Source organism: Streptomyces violaceus (assembly GCF_036014075.1).
GTDB classification, from domain to species: domain Bacteria; phylum Actinomycetota; class Actinomycetes; order Streptomycetales; family Streptomycetaceae; genus Streptomyces; species Streptomyces violaceus.
In genome coordinates this window covers 4,744,333-4,760,907 of sequence record NZ_CP107911.1, presented here as the reverse complement: position 1 = coordinate 4,760,907, position 16,575 = coordinate 4,744,333, and the positions used below count along the sequence as shown (strand labels likewise).

The window sequence follows — 16,575 nt, the reverse complement described above, 5'->3', positions numbered from 1 at the left end:
CTCAAGTGCCGTGGTCGGGGCCCTGATACCCCTCGACCGGCGGGGTCGATTTTCAGCCGAATCGCCGTTACACGGACAGCGTCGAACACGCTCCGTACAGGCTCGGCGTAGCACCGCCCGATCGCGCGGTCCGGGAGACGGAGCACGCCTCCCGGACCCTTCCGCCGCCCGCGGGGATGGAGGCGGCGGTGTCCCCCAGCCCACTGGATCCAGTACAGCGGGCCGACCCACGCAATGACCATGGAACCGCTCCCGCGATGGCTGGAGAAGAGCGCACGGGCGGGCGCACGGCCACACAGTGGGAGCACGCAGCAACAGCCTGTATCTGAACCGCACTTCAGTACGGACCACAATCCCGCCAACCGGAACAATGCCCCTTAACGCTTGGGATGCGGCGAACTACGCTGGGTTTACGAATGCCGGGTGGTTATGCCAGGCCCGGCAGCCGTCTGTGTCGAGGGGTGGCTCATGTCCAGGGAGCAACGCGGGCCGAACGAAAAACTCGGCGCCGTTCTCGCCCTCGCGGGAATCAGCAACGCGGGCCTCGCCCGGCGCGTCAACGACCTCGGCGCTCAGCGCGGTCTGACGCTTCGCTACGACAAGACGTCGGTGGCGCGCTGGGTGTCGAAGGGCATGGTGCCGCAGGGTGCGGCGCCCCACCTCATCGCCGCCGCCATCGGTCAGAAGCTCGGCCGCCCGGTGCCGCTCCACGAGATCGGCCTGGCGGACGCCGATCCAGCCCCCGAAGTCGGCCTCGCCTTCCCACGGGACGTCGGCCAGGCGGTGCGGTCCGCGACGGAGCTGTACCGCCTCGACCTCGCCGGCCGCCGGGCCGGATCCGGCGGCATCTGGCAGTCGCTGGCCGGATCGTTCGCGGTGAGCGCGTACGCGACGCCCGCCTCACGATGGCTGATAACCCCGGCCGACAGCTCGGTCGCGCGTGACGTGGACCCCGGCGAGGTCTCCGGCGCACCGCTCAAAGTCGGCCACAGCGATGTGCAGAAGCTGCGGGAGGCCGCCGAGGACGCGCGGCGCTGGGACTCCAAGTACGGTGGCGGCGACTGGCGTTCGTCGATGGTCCCCGAGTGCTTAAGGGTGGAGGCGGCCCCCCTGCTGCTCGGCTCCTACTCCGACGAGGTCGGCCGGGCCCTCTTCGGCGCCTCCGCGGAACTCACCCGGCTCGCGGGCTGGATGGCCTTCGACACGGGCCAGCAGGAAGCGGCCCAGCGCTACTACATCCAGGCCCTGCGCCTGGCCCGGGCGGCGGCGGACGTCCCCCTCGGGGGCTATGTCCTGGCCTCCATGTCCCTCCAGGCCACCTACCGCGGCTTCGGTGACGAGGGCGTGGACCTCGCCCAGGCCGCCCTGGAACGCAACCGCGGCCTGGCGACGGCCCGCACCATGAGCTTCTTCCGTCTCGTCGAGGCACGCGCGCATGCCCGCGCCAACGACGCCCAGGCGGCCGGCGGCGCCCTGAAGGCGGCCGAGAGCTGGCTGGAGCGGGCCCGTCCCGGCGACAACGACCCGAGCTGGCTCGGCTTCTACTCCTACGACCGTTTCGCCGCCGACGCGGCCGAGTGCTACCGCGACCTCAAGGCGCCCCGCCAGGTCCGCCGCTTCACCGAGCAGGCGCTCTCCAAGCCGACGGAGGAGTTCGTCCGCTCGCACGGGCTGCGCCTCGTCGTCTCGGCGGTGGCCGAACTGGAGTCGGGGAATCTGGACGCGGCGTGCGAACAGGGGGTGCGGGCGGTGGAAGTCGCCGGGCGCATCTCTTCCGCCCGGACCACGGAGTACGTGAAGGATCTTCTTCACCGGCTGGAGCCGTACGGGGACGAGCCGCGTGTGGTGGAGCTCCGCGAGCGTGCCCGGCCGTTGCTGGTGGCTCCCGCCTGAGAGGCGGGCTCGCCGCCGTCTCCGCGTTTGAAGGCGATGTCAGTGGCGCAGTGCACTATCGAGGTGGGAGGTGGTGCTCGTGCGGCCCGCATACGACTGTGACGTGCTGGTGATCGGCGGCGGAATCGTCGGTCTGTCGACGGCGTACGCGATCACCCGCGCCGCACCCGGCACACGTGTCACGGTGCTGGAGAAGGAACCGGGCCCCGCCCGGCATCAGACCGGCCGCAACAGCGGCGTCATCCACAGCGGCGTCTACTACCGCCCCGGCTCCCTCAAGGCGCGCTACGCCGTGCGGGGCGCCGCCGAGATGGTCAAGTTCTGCGCCGAGTACGGCATCGCGCACTCCGTCACCGGCAAGCTGATCGTCGCGACCGACCGCTCCGAGCTGCCCCGCCTGCACGCCCTCGTGCAGCGCGGCCGGGAGAACGGGATCCCGGTGCGGGAGCTGTGCGCGTCCCAGATCATGGAGTACGAGCCGGAGGTGCGGGGCCTCGCCGCCATACACGTCGGCACGACCGGCATCTGCGACTTCGTCGCGGTCGCCCGCCAGCTGGCCCACGGCTCGGGCGCGGAGATCCGCTACGGCACACGGGTCGTGCGCATCGACCGCCGCCCCGAGCTGGGCGTCGCCGCGCTCACGGCGGCCGGGGACGTGGTGCGCGGCCGGGTCCTGGTGAACTGCGCGGGCCTGTACAGCGACGAGATCGCCCGGCTGACCGGGGACGACCCGGACGTCCAGATCGTGCCGTTCCGGGGCGAGTACTACGAACTCGCCCGGCCGGAGCTCGTACGGGGCCTGGTCTACCCCGTCCCCGACCCGGCGTTCCCGTTCCTCGGGGTGCATCTCACACGCGGCATCGACGGCGGTGTCCACGTCGGGCCCAACGCGGTGCCGGCGCTGGCCCGCGAAGGCTATGGATGGGGCACGGTCCGCTGGCGCGAGCTGGGGTCGACCCTGACCTGGCCGGGATCGTGGCGGATCGCGCGCCGGCACTGGCGGTACGGGGCGGGTGAGCTGCGGCGGTCGCTGTCCAAGGCGGCGTTCACGGACGCGGTGGGCAGATTGCTGCCCGGGGTGTCCGAGGAGGATCTGGTGCCGACGGCCGCGGGGGTGCGGGCCCAGGCCGTCCTGCGGGACGGCACGCTGGTGGACGACTTCCTGATCCGCGAGGGTGCTCGCACGGTGCACGTGCTGAACGCTCCCTCACCTGCGGCTACGGCGTCCCTGCCGATCGGTCGGGAGGTGGCGCGGAGGGCGCTGAGCGGGCTGTGACGCCGGGTCCGGGCGGGTCCGCGAGGCGGCGGAGCGGGGTGCCGCGGCCTCGCCCCCACCGCATCCCCTTACGCGACGGCCGTAAAATCGGCCTCACTGTGTCTGACTCCGTGAATACCCCCGAAAGCCCCCAGCCGCCCACCACCCCCGACGGCGAGCACCCCGACCACGCGCCCGGTGTTTCCATCCGGCACACGCGGGCCAAGGGTGAGCCGCGCTTTCCCGACGGGCCGAAGGCCGATCCCGCCGGATCGCACTTCGAGCGGCGTATCCGGAGTTTTCAGCCGCGGCGCAGCAGGGTGACCGCGGGGCAGGCGGACGCGCTGCAGCGGTTGTGGCCCAAGTGGGGACTGGACATCGACGGGCACCAGAGGCTCGACCTCGCCGAGCTGTTCGGCAACGACAATCCCGTCGTCCTGGAGATCGGCTTCGGCATGGGCGAGGCGACCGCCCAGATGGCCGCCGCCGACCCCCGCACCAACATCCTCGCCGTCGATGTCCACACCCCCGGCCAGGGCAATCTGCTCAATCTCGCCGACCGGGACGGCATGTCCAACATCCGGGTCGCGAACGGTGACGCGATCATCCTGCTCCGCGAGATGCTCACCCCGGACTCCCTCGACGGCCTCCGCGTCTACTTCCCCGACCCCTGGCCCAAGAAGCGGCACCACAAGCGCAGGCTCATCCAGCCCGACTTCCTGACCCTCGCCGCGACCCGCATCAAGCCCGGCGGGACGGTTCACTGCGCCACCGACTGGGAACCGTACGCCGAGCAGATGCTCGAGGTCCTCACCGCACACCCCGACTTCGAGAACACGCAGGCGGACGGCGGTTTCGCGCCCCGTCCCGACTTCCGCCCCCTGACCCGTTTCGAGGGCCAGGGACTGGACAAGGGACATGTCGTGAACGACCTCCTCTTCCGTCGCGTACAGCACGTGGAGCAACCCCCCGCCGGCGCCTGACCGCCTCCGGTTCTCTCCCGCCTGCGGACAGCGCCCATCCGTCGTTAGGGTCAATGCCGTGGCCACCTGCCCCCCACATCCGTCGTACCCCAGCGGTCCCCCCGACGGCGTGCCCCTCGCCGGCCTCTCTGCCGGCGGACCTCTGCGGCACGCCCACTGGTGGCAGCGCGCCTGGGTGCGCTACGGCGCGCTGTCCACACTCCTCGTGATCTCCGGCCTCGTCATCCTCGCCCTGGTCCGCGAGGAGACCGGCACGGAAGGGTTCCTGGTGGGGCTCGGGCTGGCCGTCCTCCCGGTCCCCCTGCTGATAGCCGCGTTCCGCTGGCTGGACCGGGTCGAACCGGGCCCCTGGCGGAACCTGCTGTTCTCCTTCGCCTGGGGAGCCTGCGCGGCGGCGCTGATAGCGATCGTCGCCAACAGCTTCGCGACCCAGTGGATAGCGACGGCGACCGCGGACCCGACGAGAGCGGACACCCTCGGCGCGACCGTCATCGCGCCGGTGGTCGAGGAGTCGGCCAAGGCGGCCGCCGTCTTACTGGTCTTCCTCTTCCGTCGGCGTGACTTCACCGGCATCGTCGACGGAGTCGTCATCGCCGGCGTCACGGCCACCGGCTTCGCGTTCACGGAGAACATCCTCTACCTGGGCATCGCCTTCGGCACCGACCAGCTCGCCGGGCACAGCGGCATCGCCTCCGTCACGGCGGCGACCTTCTTCGTGCGGATCGTCATGTCGCCGTTCGCGCACCCGCTCTTCACCGTCCTCACGGGCATCGGCTTCGGCATCTCCGCGCTCTCGGCGGACCGCCGGCACATCCGCCGCGTTGCCTTCCCCCTCTCCGGGCTGCTGCTCGCGATGGGCATGCACGCGATGTGGAACGGCTCGTCGGCGTTCGGCGAGTACGGGTTCTTCGCCGTGTACGCGGCGTTCATGGTGCCCATCTTCGGGCTGCTGACATGGCTGGTGATCTGGACGCGGCAGCGGGAGCTGAGGACCGTACGGACGGAGCTGCCCCCGTACGCCGTCGCCGGCTGGCTGACTCCGGCCGAGCCGTACGCGCTCGGCTCGATGCGGGCCCGGCGCATCGCCCGCCAGTACGCCCGCCGCCACGCGGGGAAGACCGCGGCGCGGGCGGTGGCGCAGTACGAGGCCTACGCCACGTCTCTGGCGTTCCTGCGGCACCGGGGCCGCCGCGGCCGCGCCGGGGCCGACTTCGTCGTACGGGAACGGGAACTGCTGGAGGAACTGTGGCGGCGCCGGGAGGCGGCCCGCCCCGCGCTGGACCACGCGGCGCGGATCACGGCCCCTCCCGTGCCGGTGGCGGCACCGCCCTGGCCGGTGTACGGGGCGTACGGGTACGGCCATCCGACGACGCCGTACTACTCCGCCCCGGCGACGCCGTACCCCGCGTACGAGACGGCGTACCCCGCGTACAACCCGTACCGGTCGTAGCCGAGGCGGCCGGCCCACGCGGACCGCTCAGGCCGAAGCCTCCGTGAGACGGCCGACCTCCGCCTCCGTCAGCGTGAGCTCCCCGACCTCGACCAGCGCCGGCAGCTGCTCCACCGTCCGCGCGGACGCGATCGGCGCCGCCACCGTCGGCCGGGCCGCGAGCCAGGCCAGGGCGACCGTCGCGACGGGGGCGTCGTGGGCCGCGGCGATCTCGTCAAGGGCGTCGAGGACCCGCAGGCCCCGCTCGGTCTCCAGGTGCTTGGCGGCACCGCCGGCCCGCGCGCTGTCGACGGTCGTGCCGGGCCGGTACTTGCCGGTGAGGAAGCCGGACGCGAGCGCGTAGTACGGGACGGCCGCCAGGCCGGAGCGCTCGGCGAGGTCCTGGAGCTCACCCTCGTAGGTGTCGCGGGAGACCAGGTTGTAGTGGGGCTGGAGCGCCACATAGCGGGCGAGGCCCTCGCGGTCGGAGAACTCCAGGGAGGCCCGCAGCCGCTCCGCCGAGATGTTGGAGGCGGCTATGTGCCGCACCTTGCCGGCCTTCACCAGGTCGTCGAGCGCCCCGATGATCTCCTCCACCGGCACGTCGGGCTGGTCGAAGTGGGTGTAGTAGAGGTCGATGTAGTCGGTGCGCAGGCGGCGCAGCGAGGCGTCGGCAGCGGCCTTGATGTTGGCGGCGGACAGGCCCTGGAACTCGGGGTGCTGGCTGACCTTGGTGGCCACGACGACGTCGGCGCGGTTGCCGCGCGCCTGAAGCCACTTGCCGAGGACGGTCTCGGACTCGCCGCCCTGGTTGCCGTCCACCCACGCCGAGTAGACGTCGGCGGTGTCGACGAAGTTGCCGCCGACGGCGGTGTACGCGTCGAGGACGGCGAACGACCGGTCCTCGTCGGCGGTCCAGCCGAAGACGTTGCCGCCGAGGGCGAGCGGGAAGATTTCGAGGTCGGAGGAGCCGAGCTTGCGAAGAGAAGTCATGCTCCTCGTCAACGGCCGTGCCGGAGCGGCTCATTCCAGGGCGGACGCAAAGGTCCTGTAAACGCCCCCCGTACACACCGGCGACGCACACACCGAAGACCGGTAGCCCTGACGTCGGGGGGTCGTCGTCAGGGCTACCGGTGCTTCGACTGGCTTCTGCCGCTTACGGGTTCAGTCCCTTGCCCCGCAGCCACGCCATCGGGTCGATGCCGCTGCTGGAGCCACCGGAGTGAACCTCGAGGTGCAGGTGGGCCCCGGTGACGTTGCCGGTGGCACCGACGCGGCCGATGACATCGCCCGTGCTGACCTTCTGGCCGACGCTGACGCCGATGGAGGACTGGTGCGCGTACCAGATCTCCGTGCCGTCATCGAGGGTGAGGACGGTCTTGTAGCCGTACGAGCCGTTCCAGCCCGCCTCGGTGATGGTGCCGCTGTGCACCGCCTTGATCGGCGTGCCCGTGGGAGCGGCGAAGTCGAGACCCGTGTGGTAGCCGGAGGACCAGTAGGCGCCGGCCTGACCGAAGCTCGAGGTGAGGGTGTACGAGGAGGTCGGCAGCGTGAACTGCTTGGCGAGGGCGGCGAGCCGCTCGGCCTCGGCCTTCTTCTTGGCCTCCTCCTCCGCCTTCCTCTTGGCTTCGGCGGCCTTGGCCTTGGCCTCCTGCTCCGCCTTGGCCACGGCTTCAGCGGCCGCCTTCTCGGCGGCGTCGGCGGCGTCCTGCGCGGCCTTGGTGTCGATCTGGTCCTGCTGGTACTCGACCTGGGCCATGATCCGGGCGCGCAGCGCCTCGCCGGCACCGGAGGAGTTCTCCTCGGTGTCCGCCGTGACCGTGCCGAGACCGCTGAGCGGAGTCGAGGAACCCGCGGGGGTGTCGTCGTCCGAGATGAGGGAACCCACCGAGGGCAGGTCCGGCACGGAGATGGACACCGGCGGCTTGCCGGTCTGGGCGCTGGCCATGCCGCCCGCGCCCACGGCGGCTATGACGCCGACGCCCAGGACGGTGGAGCTGCGGGCGAGGCCTCCGCCTCGCTGCTTGGTGACGCGATGCCGGCCACGGACGGGACGGATGGATTCCTCGGTGGGGTTCCACTCCTGGAACGGGCCCTCGTCGGTGCGCTGACCGCCGTAGCCGAATTTTTCGGTGTCGCGCTGGTTGCGCGCGAACGGGGCCGCGGGGGCAGGCCGGTTGGACGCCACGTGGGCGTACTCCTTTCCTTCCTTCTCGCCTACCGGGTTAGCTGACGGGTTCGGAGCAGGAAGGTCTCCTACGCGCGTATAACAACCGTGCTTCCACGGCGGTTTACGCCCGATTCACCCCAAGTGGTGGTTCCCCGGTTCCCTTTCGGGATTCGGCGCGTGCGCACGGAGCCGCCTTCTGTGACGGCTGGGACGACCGCGCTGCGTTATCGAACGTTAATAGACCCGGGGAGTGGATTCCAGCGATTCCACTTGATCATTAACCTTTTTCGTGCGGACTTACCTGCCATGACCGGCCCAAATCGGGCGAGTTGACCGCTCCGTAAGTGACTGCTGGGTATTGACGGTGTGTCAGTTGCCATGCGGAGCGATGAGCTGCGCTCACTGGCAGTAACGGAGGTGCGGAAACCCGGAAATACACCGAGGGCCGGAACCCTTTCGGATTCCGGCCCTCGGCCTTCAGTAGCGGGGACAGGATTTGAACCTGCGACCTCTGGGTTATGAGCCCAGCGAGCTACCGAGCTGCTCCACCCCGCGTCGTTGTGATTCCAGTGTACGCCATCCGCGGGACCACTCGTGACCACCCCATGCTGAGCAGGTTGCCGGTGCGGGGTCCGCCCTCGCCTCCCCTACAGCAGATGGCGGTTCGGGGCCTTGGCCCGGTGCTCGTGTTCCGGGAGTGCGACGACCTCCGCCCCGCCGGCCGCCAGCACGCCGCTGCCGTCGGCGTCCGGGACGAAGGTGTCCGGCTCGCGCCAGGCGGTGACCACTCGGCGTACGCCCGCGTCGAGGAGCAGCCGGGCACAGGGTGCGGGGCGGGAGGCGCGGCGGGCACAGGGCTCCAGGCTGCTGTAGACCGTGGCGGTGGCGAGTCGCGGGTCGGACGGGTCGAGCTTCGCCAGGGCCGCCTCCTCGGCGTGCGCGACCGGGTCGTCGCCCTCGCGGGAGTGGCCGCGGGCCAGTTCCGTACCGTCGGCCGCGACCACCACCGCGCCCACGCTGAACGCCGTGTCCGACGGCGGGCAGAGGTCCGCCAGTTCGCAGGCGAGGGCCAGCCAGTGGTGGTCGGCCGCGGTGGCGAGGGAGCCGGTACCGGGGGCGGTGGGTTCGTACCGCATCAGGACGACGTCCTCGATGGGCCGCGTCTCCAGCAGCCGGAGCCGGCCGCCCTGGTAGCCGCCGGGCCCGAAGAGGCGGGGCGCCTTCGGATCGCCCACGAAGAGCGGGGCGAGGACCAGCTGGAGTTCGTCGGCGAGGCCCTGGGTGAGGAGCTGGGTGTGGATCAGGCCGCCGCCCTCGACCATGAGCCGTCGCACACCCCGTACGTCGTGCAGGTGGGTGAGGAGCCGCCGCCAGTCGAGGTCGGTGCCGAGGGGGACCACGTCGGTGGCGAGGCCGAGGGCCCGGGCACGCTCGGCGCCCTGGTCGCTCGTGTAGAGGACCTTCTCGCCGCCGGTGTGCCAGAACCGCGCCTCCGGGTCGAGGTCGCCCGAGCCGCTGACGGTCACCTTGAGGGGGTATGCCGGCCGGCCGGCGGCTGTGCGGGCGGCGCGCCGCTCGTCCGAGTTGACCAGCAGGCGCGGGTTGTCGGCGCGGATGGTGCCGGCGCCGACCAGGATCGCGTCGACGGACGCCCGGACCTCGTCGACCCGGTCGAAGTCGGCCGGGCCGGACAGCAGCAGGCGTTCGGGCCCGGTGTCGTCCAGGTAGCCGTCGAGGGAGACGGCGGCGGACAGCAGGACGTACGGGTGAGGCATCGACGCTCCCCGGTCGGGTGGGACGGCGGACCGGCGGGATCGAACTCGCCGGGTCTTGGTTCAAGTTTGAAACAAACCTACACTGGCGGCATGACGACTCGCTGGCTCACCCCCGAGGAGCAACGCGCCTGGCGCGCGTACATCGCCTCCTCGCTGCTCCTGGAGGACGCGATCGACCGGCAGCTCCAGCAGGACGCCGGCATGCCGCACCTGTACTACTCCATCCTGTCCGTCCTGTCGGAGTCCCCCGAACAGCGGCTGCGCATGACCGATCTCGCCGAGCGGCTGAAGATCACGCGCAGCCGCCTGACGTACGCGGTGACGCGGCTGGAGAAGGACGGCATGCTGCGGCGCGAGGCCTGCCGGCACGACAAGCGGGGCAGCATCGCCGCACTGACCGACGCGGGGTTCGCCGTACTGGAGCGCGCGGCGCCCGGGCATGTCGAGACCGTGCGCAACTTTGTGTTCGACCGGCTCAGCGAGGAGCAGGTGGCGCAGCTGGAGGAGATCTCCGCGGCGATCGCGCAGGGGCTTCAGGAGGACGGAACACGGCCGACGTCGGACGACGTGCCCTGGCGGCGGAGGTCCTCCACGGCCTGTTCGTGAGGCGGCACGCGGTCCCCCCTGTGGCACTTGAGTGAGGCACGTCACAAGGGGCCGGACTCGTTGATTCAAATTTAAAGCAAGGGTAGTGTTCCGAACCGTGGATCTGCTTCAAATCTGAAGCAGACGGCTGTGCAGCCGAACAGGAACGGAACCCGGAGGCCCCGCATGCCCGACACCCCCGCCGCCCTCGCCACCCCGCGCTCACGCGTCCGGGTACCGCTTCGCTTCCACGACGGCTACCAGGTCGACGCCGAAGTCGTCACCTTCCACGGACTGGCCGACAACCAGGAACACGTGGCCGTCGTCCTGGGCGAGCCGGGCCCGGCCCCGCTGGTGCGGCTGCACTCCGAGTGCCTGACCGGGGATGTGTTCGGCTCGGCCCGCTGCGACTGCGGTCCGCAACTGCGCGAGGCGGTCGAGCGCATAGCCGACCGCGGCGGCGTGCTCCTCTACCTCCGCCAGGAGGGCCGGGGCATCGGCCTCTACAACAAGCTCGACGCGTACGCCCTCCAGGACGAGGGCCTCGACACGTACGAGGCGAACGCGGCGCTGGGGCTGCCGGAGGACGCCCGCGACTACACGGCGGCGGCTCAGATGCTCCGGGCCCTGGGCATCAAGGAGCTGGACCTGCTCTCCAACAACCCCGACAAGGCGGACCAGTTGCGCACCCTGGGCGTCGACGTCCGCGACCGCGTCCCCACGGGCGTCTTCACCACCGCGCACAACGTCCGCTACCTGCGCGCCAAGGTGCTCCAGACCCAGCACACGCTGCCCCTCGCCGCGCTGACGGAGCTCAGCGCCGGCTGAACGGGGCCCGGCCGGGCCGGTGCTGAACCGAGGCTTGCTTGCCCCTCGGCTCATCGGGTACAGCCTTTGAAAGAGGGCGATCTACGTAGTACCCGTAGCTGATGGAAAGTGACGTTTCGTGACCGATCTCGGCGCCCCCGGCGATCCCCTGGCGAGGGGACCGGGCGACGGCCCAGAGGCCGTCGCGTCGTGGATCGCCGATGCTGTGGACAGCTTGACGGACCTGTGGTCGGTCGCCGCCCAGGCGGCGTCCCTGCGCCTGTCCCCGCACCAGCTGCGGGCGCTGCGCACCGTGGAGGCGACGCCCGGCCTGAACGTCACGGCCCTGGCGGACGAGCTGGACATCGGCCTCCCCACGGCCAGCCGGCTCTGCGACCGGCTCGCGGCGGCCGGCCTGCTGGAACGGGCCCCGCACCCGGGCACCCGCCGCGAGGTACAGCTGTTGCTCACCTCGCACGGCCGGCATGTCCTGAGCGATGTCGCAGGCCGCCGGACCGAGGCCCTGGCCACGGCGCTGGCGGCGATGGAACCGGCGGAACGGGTGGCTCTGAGCCGGGGGTTGCGGGGATTTCTGTCGGCACGGGAAGCGGCCGCGCCGCACCCTGACGGAACTGACGGGACGGGCGGGGCTGACGGGCAGTGAGGGCGGCAGAAGGTGAATTCAGGCCCGCGAGCCGGGCCGGCCACCAGCACCGGCAGTAGCACCAGTACCAGCACCCAGTACGGCCACACACGTATCGTCCCGCACCGGCAGGGCCGCACTCCCGGCGTCCCGCAGCACCGCCACGGCCACCACAGCCGGGTCGCAGGAGAGGAGCACGCCGTCGTCGGGCGGCGTCCAGCGGCCGGGCAGACCGTCGCTGTGCAGGACGAGCAGGCTGTCCTCCCGCCACGGAAGGCGCTGCACGGGCACGGACGCCGGGGCTTGCGCGCCCACGATGCCGGGGTGGGACAGCAGCGGCTTCCAGGTGCCGTCGGTGCGCAGACGGCCGCCGACGTTGCCGACCCCGGCGAAGCTCAACTGCCCAGACCGCAGGTCGAGTTGAGCCACGGAGACGGCCGCGCCACGGGTCGGCCGCAGGGCCCTGCCCAGGTGCCGCAGGATCTCGGCGGGCGGCAGGTCGGCCACCCCGCGCAGTTCGGCCACGGCGGCGCCGGACGCCTCGGCGGCCTTGGGCCCGTGCCCGAGCCCGTCGGCGAGCAGAAGGGTCACGCGGTCGCCGCCGTACACCTGGCTCCACGCGTCGCCGGAGTACTCGGCCCGGCCGAGGGGGACGTTGACGCCGCCCACGCGCGGGCCCGGCGGGGGCTGCGCCCCCTTGGCGGCCCGCTCGGGGCCGATGCGGGCCACGGCCACGGTGCCCCGCCCGGGGGCGCTGTGCAGGTCGAAGTCGTTCGCTATGCGCCGGCACGTGCCGAGGCCGGCGCCCAGGGAGGACGCGGTGGTGTAGCCGTCGCGCATCGCCGCCGCGATGTCCGGGATGCCGGGGCCGTGGTCGAGCGAGACGAGCTGCACGGACGTCCCGGGGGTGCCGTCGTACCCGTGCTCGACGAGGTTGATGAGGACGCGCCCGCCGTCCGCGTGCCGCAACAGGTTGGTCGCCAGCTCCGTCGCCACGAGCGCGGCGGTCGCGGTGCGGGGCCCGGGGAGCCCGGCGCAGGCGCTGGCCTCCTCGGCCGCCACACGGACGTCCCGCACCCGGGTCGAGTCGTCCACCGGCACGTCCCACACCCTGCTCATCAGGACCCCGGCCGGGACGGCGGTACGGCGGTGGCCCAGGCGGTGACGGTGACGGTGGTCCCCTCGCCGAGCCGGCTGTCCACCTCGAACTCGTGGACCAGCCGCTTGGCCCCGCTCATGCCGAGACCGAGCCCGCCCCCGCTGGTGTAGCCGTCGGTCATCGCCTGGTCCAGGTCACGTATGCCGGGCCCGGTGTCGACGAAGGCCAGCCGCAGCCCGTTCGACGACCCCAGGCCCAGCGGGGTGATCTCCACATGGCCGCCCCCGCCGTGGACGAGGGTGTTGCGGGCCAGTTCGCTGGCCGCCGTGACGAGCTTGGTCTGCTGCACCAGCCCGAAGCCGAGCTCGGCGGCTGCCTGCCGCACCTGCTGCCGTACCCAGGCCAGATCGGCGTCCGAGCCGATCGGCAGGCTCGTCGGCGCGGCATGGCGGGAGGCCTGCATCAGGGACTCCCCTCACTGTGACGCTCACCGGCGGCGAGCAGCTCCATCGCGCGTTCGACGTCCAGGGCCGTACGCAGTCCCGGCAGGGTGAGCCCCAGCTCGACCAGGGTGATCGCCACCGCCGGGCGCATCCCGGCCAGCACCGTACGGGCGGCCAGCAGTCCGGCTCCGGCGGCGATCTCGGCGAGGACCCGCCCCAGGAACGAGTCGACCATGTCCACGCCGGAGATGTCGATGACCACTCCGGTCACCCGCGTATGCGCGATCCGGGCCGTGATGTCCTGCTGGAGCTGCTCGGCCATCCCGTCGTGCAGCTCTCCCTGGAGGGTGACCAGCAGGGTGTCGCCCAGCTGGAGGACCGGCACCGTGAAGGCGTGTCCCCCCGCGGGTCCGGGCACCGCCGGCCCGAACCCGGTCACCGCACCACCGCTTCGGCCGCCGGGCCGGCCGACCGGAGCGGCGCGATCTCGACGCCCTGCCGGCTGAGCGCGTAGGCCAGCGCGTCCTCCAGGCTCGAGCGCGTGAGCACCGTGCCGAGGTCGATGCCCAGATGGACGATGGTCTGCGCGATCGCGGGCCGGATCCCGGAGACGATGCACTCGGCGCCCATCAGCCGGGCCGCCGCCACCGTCTTCATCAGATGCTGGGCGACCAGCGAGTCGACCGTGGGCACGCCGGTGATGTCGAGGATGGCGAACCGGGCGCGCTCGGCGACGATCGCGTCCAGCAGGCTCTCCATGACCACCTGGCTGCGCGCGCTGTCCAGCGTGCCGATCAGCGGCACGGCGACGGTGCTCTCCCAGAGTTTGATCACCGGGGTGGCCACTTCGAGCAGCTGCTCGCGCTGCCGTGCGATCACTTCCTCGCCCGCGCTGACCAAGGTCTCCATCACGACCATGCGCAGCGTGCCCATCAGCACGGTCAGGGCCAGCACGCCGTCCTGGGCCTCCGGGGCGTACGGGTCCGCGAACTCGGCGCGCAGCAGTTCGACCACCGGGTCGCGCAGGGCGGCCACCTCCTCGGCGACCCCGTCCGAGTCGATCCCCGTACGGGTGCGGGAGGCCGCCATCCGGCCCAACTGGTCGCGCACCGACTCGAATCCGGGCGCCCGGATGTCCTCGATCCGCCCGGAAGCCGCCACCGCCGCCAGCGCGGCGGCCACGGACCTGCCCGCGTCCACGGCCTCGTCCCGTGACACGGTGAAGACGGTGCGGAACAGCGCGGCGTCCGCCCAGCGTTGGGCGACCTGCTCCCGGCGCCGTTCGAGGAAGGCGCTCACCTGGTAATGGGCCGGCTCCTGTTCCGCGTTCTGTTCCGACTCCGACACTTGCATCGCTCCCTTGCACGGACCAGACCGAGGCCACGTCACGGCGCCTCAGCCGTTACTTGCCGTATGACAAACATTAGTGCCGACGCGGGGCAACACCAAACAACTGCCCACCGCCGGCCCCGACCTGCGCCTTCCCCGTCCCTCATCGCCCACGCCAGTCCAGACACACCACCAGGGCGTCGTCGTCCGCGACGGGCCTGCCGCGATGGCCGTTCAGTTCGCGCAGGACGGCCCGGGGCACATCGGCGGCCGGAAGCAGCCGGGTCGACTGGATCGCCCGGGCCAGGGCGATGTCGCCGTACGCCTCTCCGCCCGGGGACGCGACGTCGTAGACCCCGTCGCTGACGAAGACGAGCCGGTCGCCCGGCTCGGCCCAAAACTCCTGGGCCACGTAGTCGGTCTCCTCGAACATGCCGAGCGGCAGCTGGGCGTCGAAGTCCACCCGCTTCACCGCACCCCGGCGCAGCCGCAGCAGTCGCGGGGACCCGGCGTCCACCGCCCGGACCCGCCCGGTGGCCAGGTCGAAGTCGAGCATGAGCACGGACAGGTAGCAGCGGCCCCGGTAGTGCGCGTACACCGCCTGGTCGGCCAGGGCGGCCTGGTCGGCGAGGGGGAGACCGGCCCGGCGCGCGTTGCGCAGGGCGTTGATCGCCAGGTTCGTCAGCAGGGAGGCCTCGATGCCCTCGCCCATGCCGTTGGTGACGTAGAGGCTGAGCCGGTCGGCCGTGGCGGACCAGTCGAAGTTGTCGCCGAAGATCGCGTACGCCGGTTCCAGCTGCGCGCCGAGCTCGTACTCGGGGCGGGAGCAGGAGCGGCCCGGCAGCAGCTGCCACTGCATCTCGGCGGCCAGGGTGAGACGGTCCCTGCGGCGTGCCTGGAGGTACAGGTCGGTGTCCCGCTCGGCCACGACGACCTCGTGCCCCAGCACCTGGGCGATCTCGGCCAGTTCGCCGAGGCAGCCGTCGGTGTGCTCGCCGCCCGGCAGGACCACGGTCAGCACACCGAGCCGGTCGCCGCGCACGGTGACCGGCAGATGCGCACGCACCCTGTCCGCCGAGTCACCCGAAAGGGCCTCCACACAGGGCTCCTGAGCCCCGAAGGCCCGGCCCGCCGGGCTGTTGTGCACGGACACCGGCTGGAGGGTGTGCGGCAGCACGGACACCGGCTGAAGCACCGTGAGCCCGTAGTCGGCCAGGAAAAGCTCGACGGAGTCCGCCGCGTACTGATCGGTCAGTACACGACGGACCGCGTCCAGCAGTTGATGGGGTGCCGCCGTGCGCAGGGCGCGCTCGGCGGCCACGAATCTGTTCACGATCGTCGTCACGAGGGTCGACACACCAATCCTTGGTCTGAATGCGGTTTTAATGCGCGGTGGGCGGCTGTGCCCCTGACCGGGGTCACCCCTGGCTCCCCGCGCGCCTAGTACGCTGGCGGCCATCCCGGTGCCTGCGAGAGTGTGACTGTGACTTCCCTCCGACCCCGCCCTGAGCCAGCAGAGGTCGCACGTGTGACCTCCACGGCCGCGGAGTTGCTGGAAGTCCTCTGGGGCCGGGCCTCGACGGCACCCGCCTCCGCCTCCCAGTTGCGCGTGCTGCTCATCCTCGAGCACCACGAGGGCATCAACCTGCGCACGCTCGCCGACTCCCTGGCCTCCACACCGCCCTCGACGAGCCGGCTGTGCGACCGGCTGCAGGCGACCGGGTTCGTCGAGCGCGTGGTGAGTCCGGTGGACCGGCGCGAGGTACGCCTGCGCCTCAGCAGCCGGGGCCGTACGTTCCTCGCCGATCTGCGCGTACGACGGGAGCAGGCGCTGCGCGCGGTGCTCGACCAGATGCCCGCGGCCAAGCGGGTCGCGCTGCTGCAGGGTCTCGAGGCGTTCTGCGACGTGGCGGCGGCCCGGATACACGATGCCTCCGACAACGCCGACGACTCCCGCCCGCCCGGCACCCGGACTGCCTGAATCCCTCCCCGCCATGCCGCCCCGCCCTCCTGCCCCGTGCCGTCACAGACCCCTGCGGGTACCCCGACACCGCCCCGACCTGCGCGGACTGTGGTCAACGTCTCGATGGGGCATATGCGGGGCATGAGCCGGGCGACTGCGGGTAGCGGCGCTAGAGGTGGCCTGTCGGGGGACGGAGCGGGC

At 71.8% G+C, this 16,575-nt stretch carries 16 protein-coding genes, 1 tRNA gene and 1 riboswitch; of the genes, 8 read left to right on the top strand and 9 right to left on the bottom strand.

The annotated features are described in order from the left end of the window. Positions 1–468: 468 nt before the first annotated feature. The 4 genes from OG542_RS21450 to OG542_RS21435 all read left to right on the top strand — a co-directional run bounded on the left by OG542_RS21450 (position 469) and on the right by OG542_RS21435 (position 5,581). Positions 469–1,893: an MFS transporter gene (locus OG542_RS21450; RefSeq protein WP_328413041.1), complete on the top strand. Its 1,425-nt coding sequence runs from the start codon at positions 469–471 to the stop codon at positions 1,891–1,893. Positions 1,894–1,972: 79 nt separating this feature from the next. Next, positions 1,973–3,169, top strand: coding sequence for an L-2-hydroxyglutarate oxidase (gene lhgO / locus OG542_RS21445; RefSeq protein WP_408057777.1), 1,197 nt, complete (start codon positions 1,973–1,975; stop codon positions 3,167–3,169). Positions 3,170–3,267: 98 nt separating this feature from the next. Continuing rightward, entirely contained in the window at positions 3,268–4,131 is an 864-nt protein-coding gene (gene trmB, locus OG542_RS21440) for a tRNA (guanosine(46)-N7)-methyltransferase TrmB (protein WP_328413037.1), read from the top strand. Positions 4,132–4,189: 58 nt separating this feature from the next. After that, positions 4,190–5,581, top strand: a complete 1,392-nt coding sequence (locus tag OG542_RS21435) for a PrsW family intramembrane metalloprotease (RefSeq protein ID WP_311126485.1) — start codon at positions 4,190–4,192, stop codon at positions 5,579–5,581. A 27-nt stretch (positions 5,582–5,608) separates the two neighbouring features. Here OG542_RS21435 and OG542_RS21430 read toward each other — a convergent pair whose 3' ends face one another. The 4 genes from OG542_RS21430 to OG542_RS21415 form a co-directional block, all read right to left on the bottom strand. After that, positions 5,609–6,553, bottom strand: a complete 945-nt coding sequence (locus tag OG542_RS21430; protein WP_328413035.1) for an aldo/keto reductase — start codon at positions 6,551–6,553, stop codon at positions 5,609–5,611. Between the two features lie 163 nt (positions 6,554–6,716). Further along, entirely contained in the window at positions 6,717–7,748 is a 1,032-nt protein-coding gene (locus OG542_RS21425) for a M23 family metallopeptidase (RefSeq protein WP_328413033.1), read from the bottom strand. Positions 7,749–7,759: 11 nt separating this feature from the next. Next, positions 7,760–7,916, bottom strand: a riboswitch (cyclic di-AMP (ydaO/yuaA leader). A gap of 295 nt (positions 7,917–8,211) precedes the next feature. After that, positions 8,212–8,285: transfer RNA gene (locus OG542_RS21420), tRNA-Met, on the bottom strand. A gap of 92 nt (positions 8,286–8,377) precedes the next feature. After that, complete coding sequence (locus OG542_RS21415) at positions 8,378–9,505, bottom strand: dihydrofolate reductase family protein (RefSeq protein ID WP_328413031.1); 1,128 nt, start codon at positions 9,503–9,505, stop codon at positions 8,378–8,380. 90 nt (positions 9,506–9,595) lie between these two features. Here OG542_RS21415 and OG542_RS21410 point away from each other — a divergent pair, with 90 nt between their 5' ends. The 3 genes from OG542_RS21410 to OG542_RS21400 all read left to right on the top strand — a co-directional run bounded on the left by OG542_RS21410 (position 9,596) and on the right by OG542_RS21400 (position 11,561). Then, entirely contained in the window at positions 9,596–10,111 is a 516-nt protein-coding gene (locus tag OG542_RS21410) for a MarR family winged helix-turn-helix transcriptional regulator (protein ID WP_328413029.1), read from the top strand. 165 nt (positions 10,112–10,276) lie between these two features. Beyond that, on the top strand, positions 10,277–10,918 hold the full coding sequence (locus OG542_RS21405; RefSeq protein ID WP_311126490.1) for a GTP cyclohydrolase II: 642 nt from the start codon (positions 10,277–10,279) through the stop codon (positions 10,916–10,918). A gap of 118 nt (positions 10,919–11,036) precedes the next feature. After that, on the top strand, positions 11,037–11,561 hold the full coding sequence (locus tag OG542_RS21400; protein ID WP_328413026.1) for a MarR family winged helix-turn-helix transcriptional regulator: 525 nt from the start codon (positions 11,037–11,039) through the stop codon (positions 11,559–11,561). Between the two features lie 18 nt (positions 11,562–11,579). Here OG542_RS21400 and OG542_RS21395 read toward each other — a convergent pair whose 3' ends face one another. The 5 genes from OG542_RS21395 to OG542_RS21375 form a co-directional block, all read right to left on the bottom strand. Beyond that, positions 11,580–12,659 (bottom strand): ATP-binding protein/SpoIIE family protein phosphatase, encoded by a 1,080-nt coding sequence (locus OG542_RS21395; protein ID WP_311126492.1) that lies wholly within the window; start codon positions 12,657–12,659, stop codon positions 11,580–11,582. After that, positions 12,659–13,102, bottom strand: coding sequence for an ATP-binding protein (locus tag OG542_RS21390; RefSeq protein ID WP_311126493.1), 444 nt, complete (start codon positions 13,100–13,102; stop codon positions 12,659–12,661). Before OG542_RS21390 ends, OG542_RS21395 begins: the two co-directional genes overlap by 1 nt. After that, a complete protein-coding gene (locus OG542_RS21385; RefSeq protein ID WP_230529737.1) occupies positions 13,102–13,521 on the bottom strand; it encodes an STAS domain-containing protein in 420 nt (139 codons plus the stop codon). Before OG542_RS21385 ends, OG542_RS21390 begins: the two co-directional genes overlap by 1 nt. After that, on the bottom strand, positions 13,518–14,435 hold the full coding sequence (locus OG542_RS21380) for an STAS domain-containing protein (RefSeq protein ID WP_328413023.1): 918 nt from the start codon (positions 14,433–14,435) through the stop codon (positions 13,518–13,520). Before OG542_RS21380 ends, OG542_RS21385 begins: the two co-directional genes overlap by 4 nt. Before the next feature lie 139 nt (positions 14,436–14,574). Further along, positions 14,575–15,744: a PP2C family protein-serine/threonine phosphatase gene (locus OG542_RS21375; protein ID WP_328418036.1), complete on the bottom strand. Its 1,170-nt coding sequence runs from the start codon at positions 15,742–15,744 to the stop codon at positions 14,575–14,577. Positions 15,745–15,888: 144 nt separating this feature from the next. Between OG542_RS21375 and OG542_RS21370 the strand changes: the two genes are divergently transcribed. Continuing rightward, a complete protein-coding gene (locus tag OG542_RS21370; RefSeq protein WP_193483485.1) occupies positions 15,889–16,392 on the top strand; it encodes a MarR family transcriptional regulator in 504 nt (167 codons plus the stop codon). Positions 16,393–16,575 lie beyond the last annotated feature (183 nt).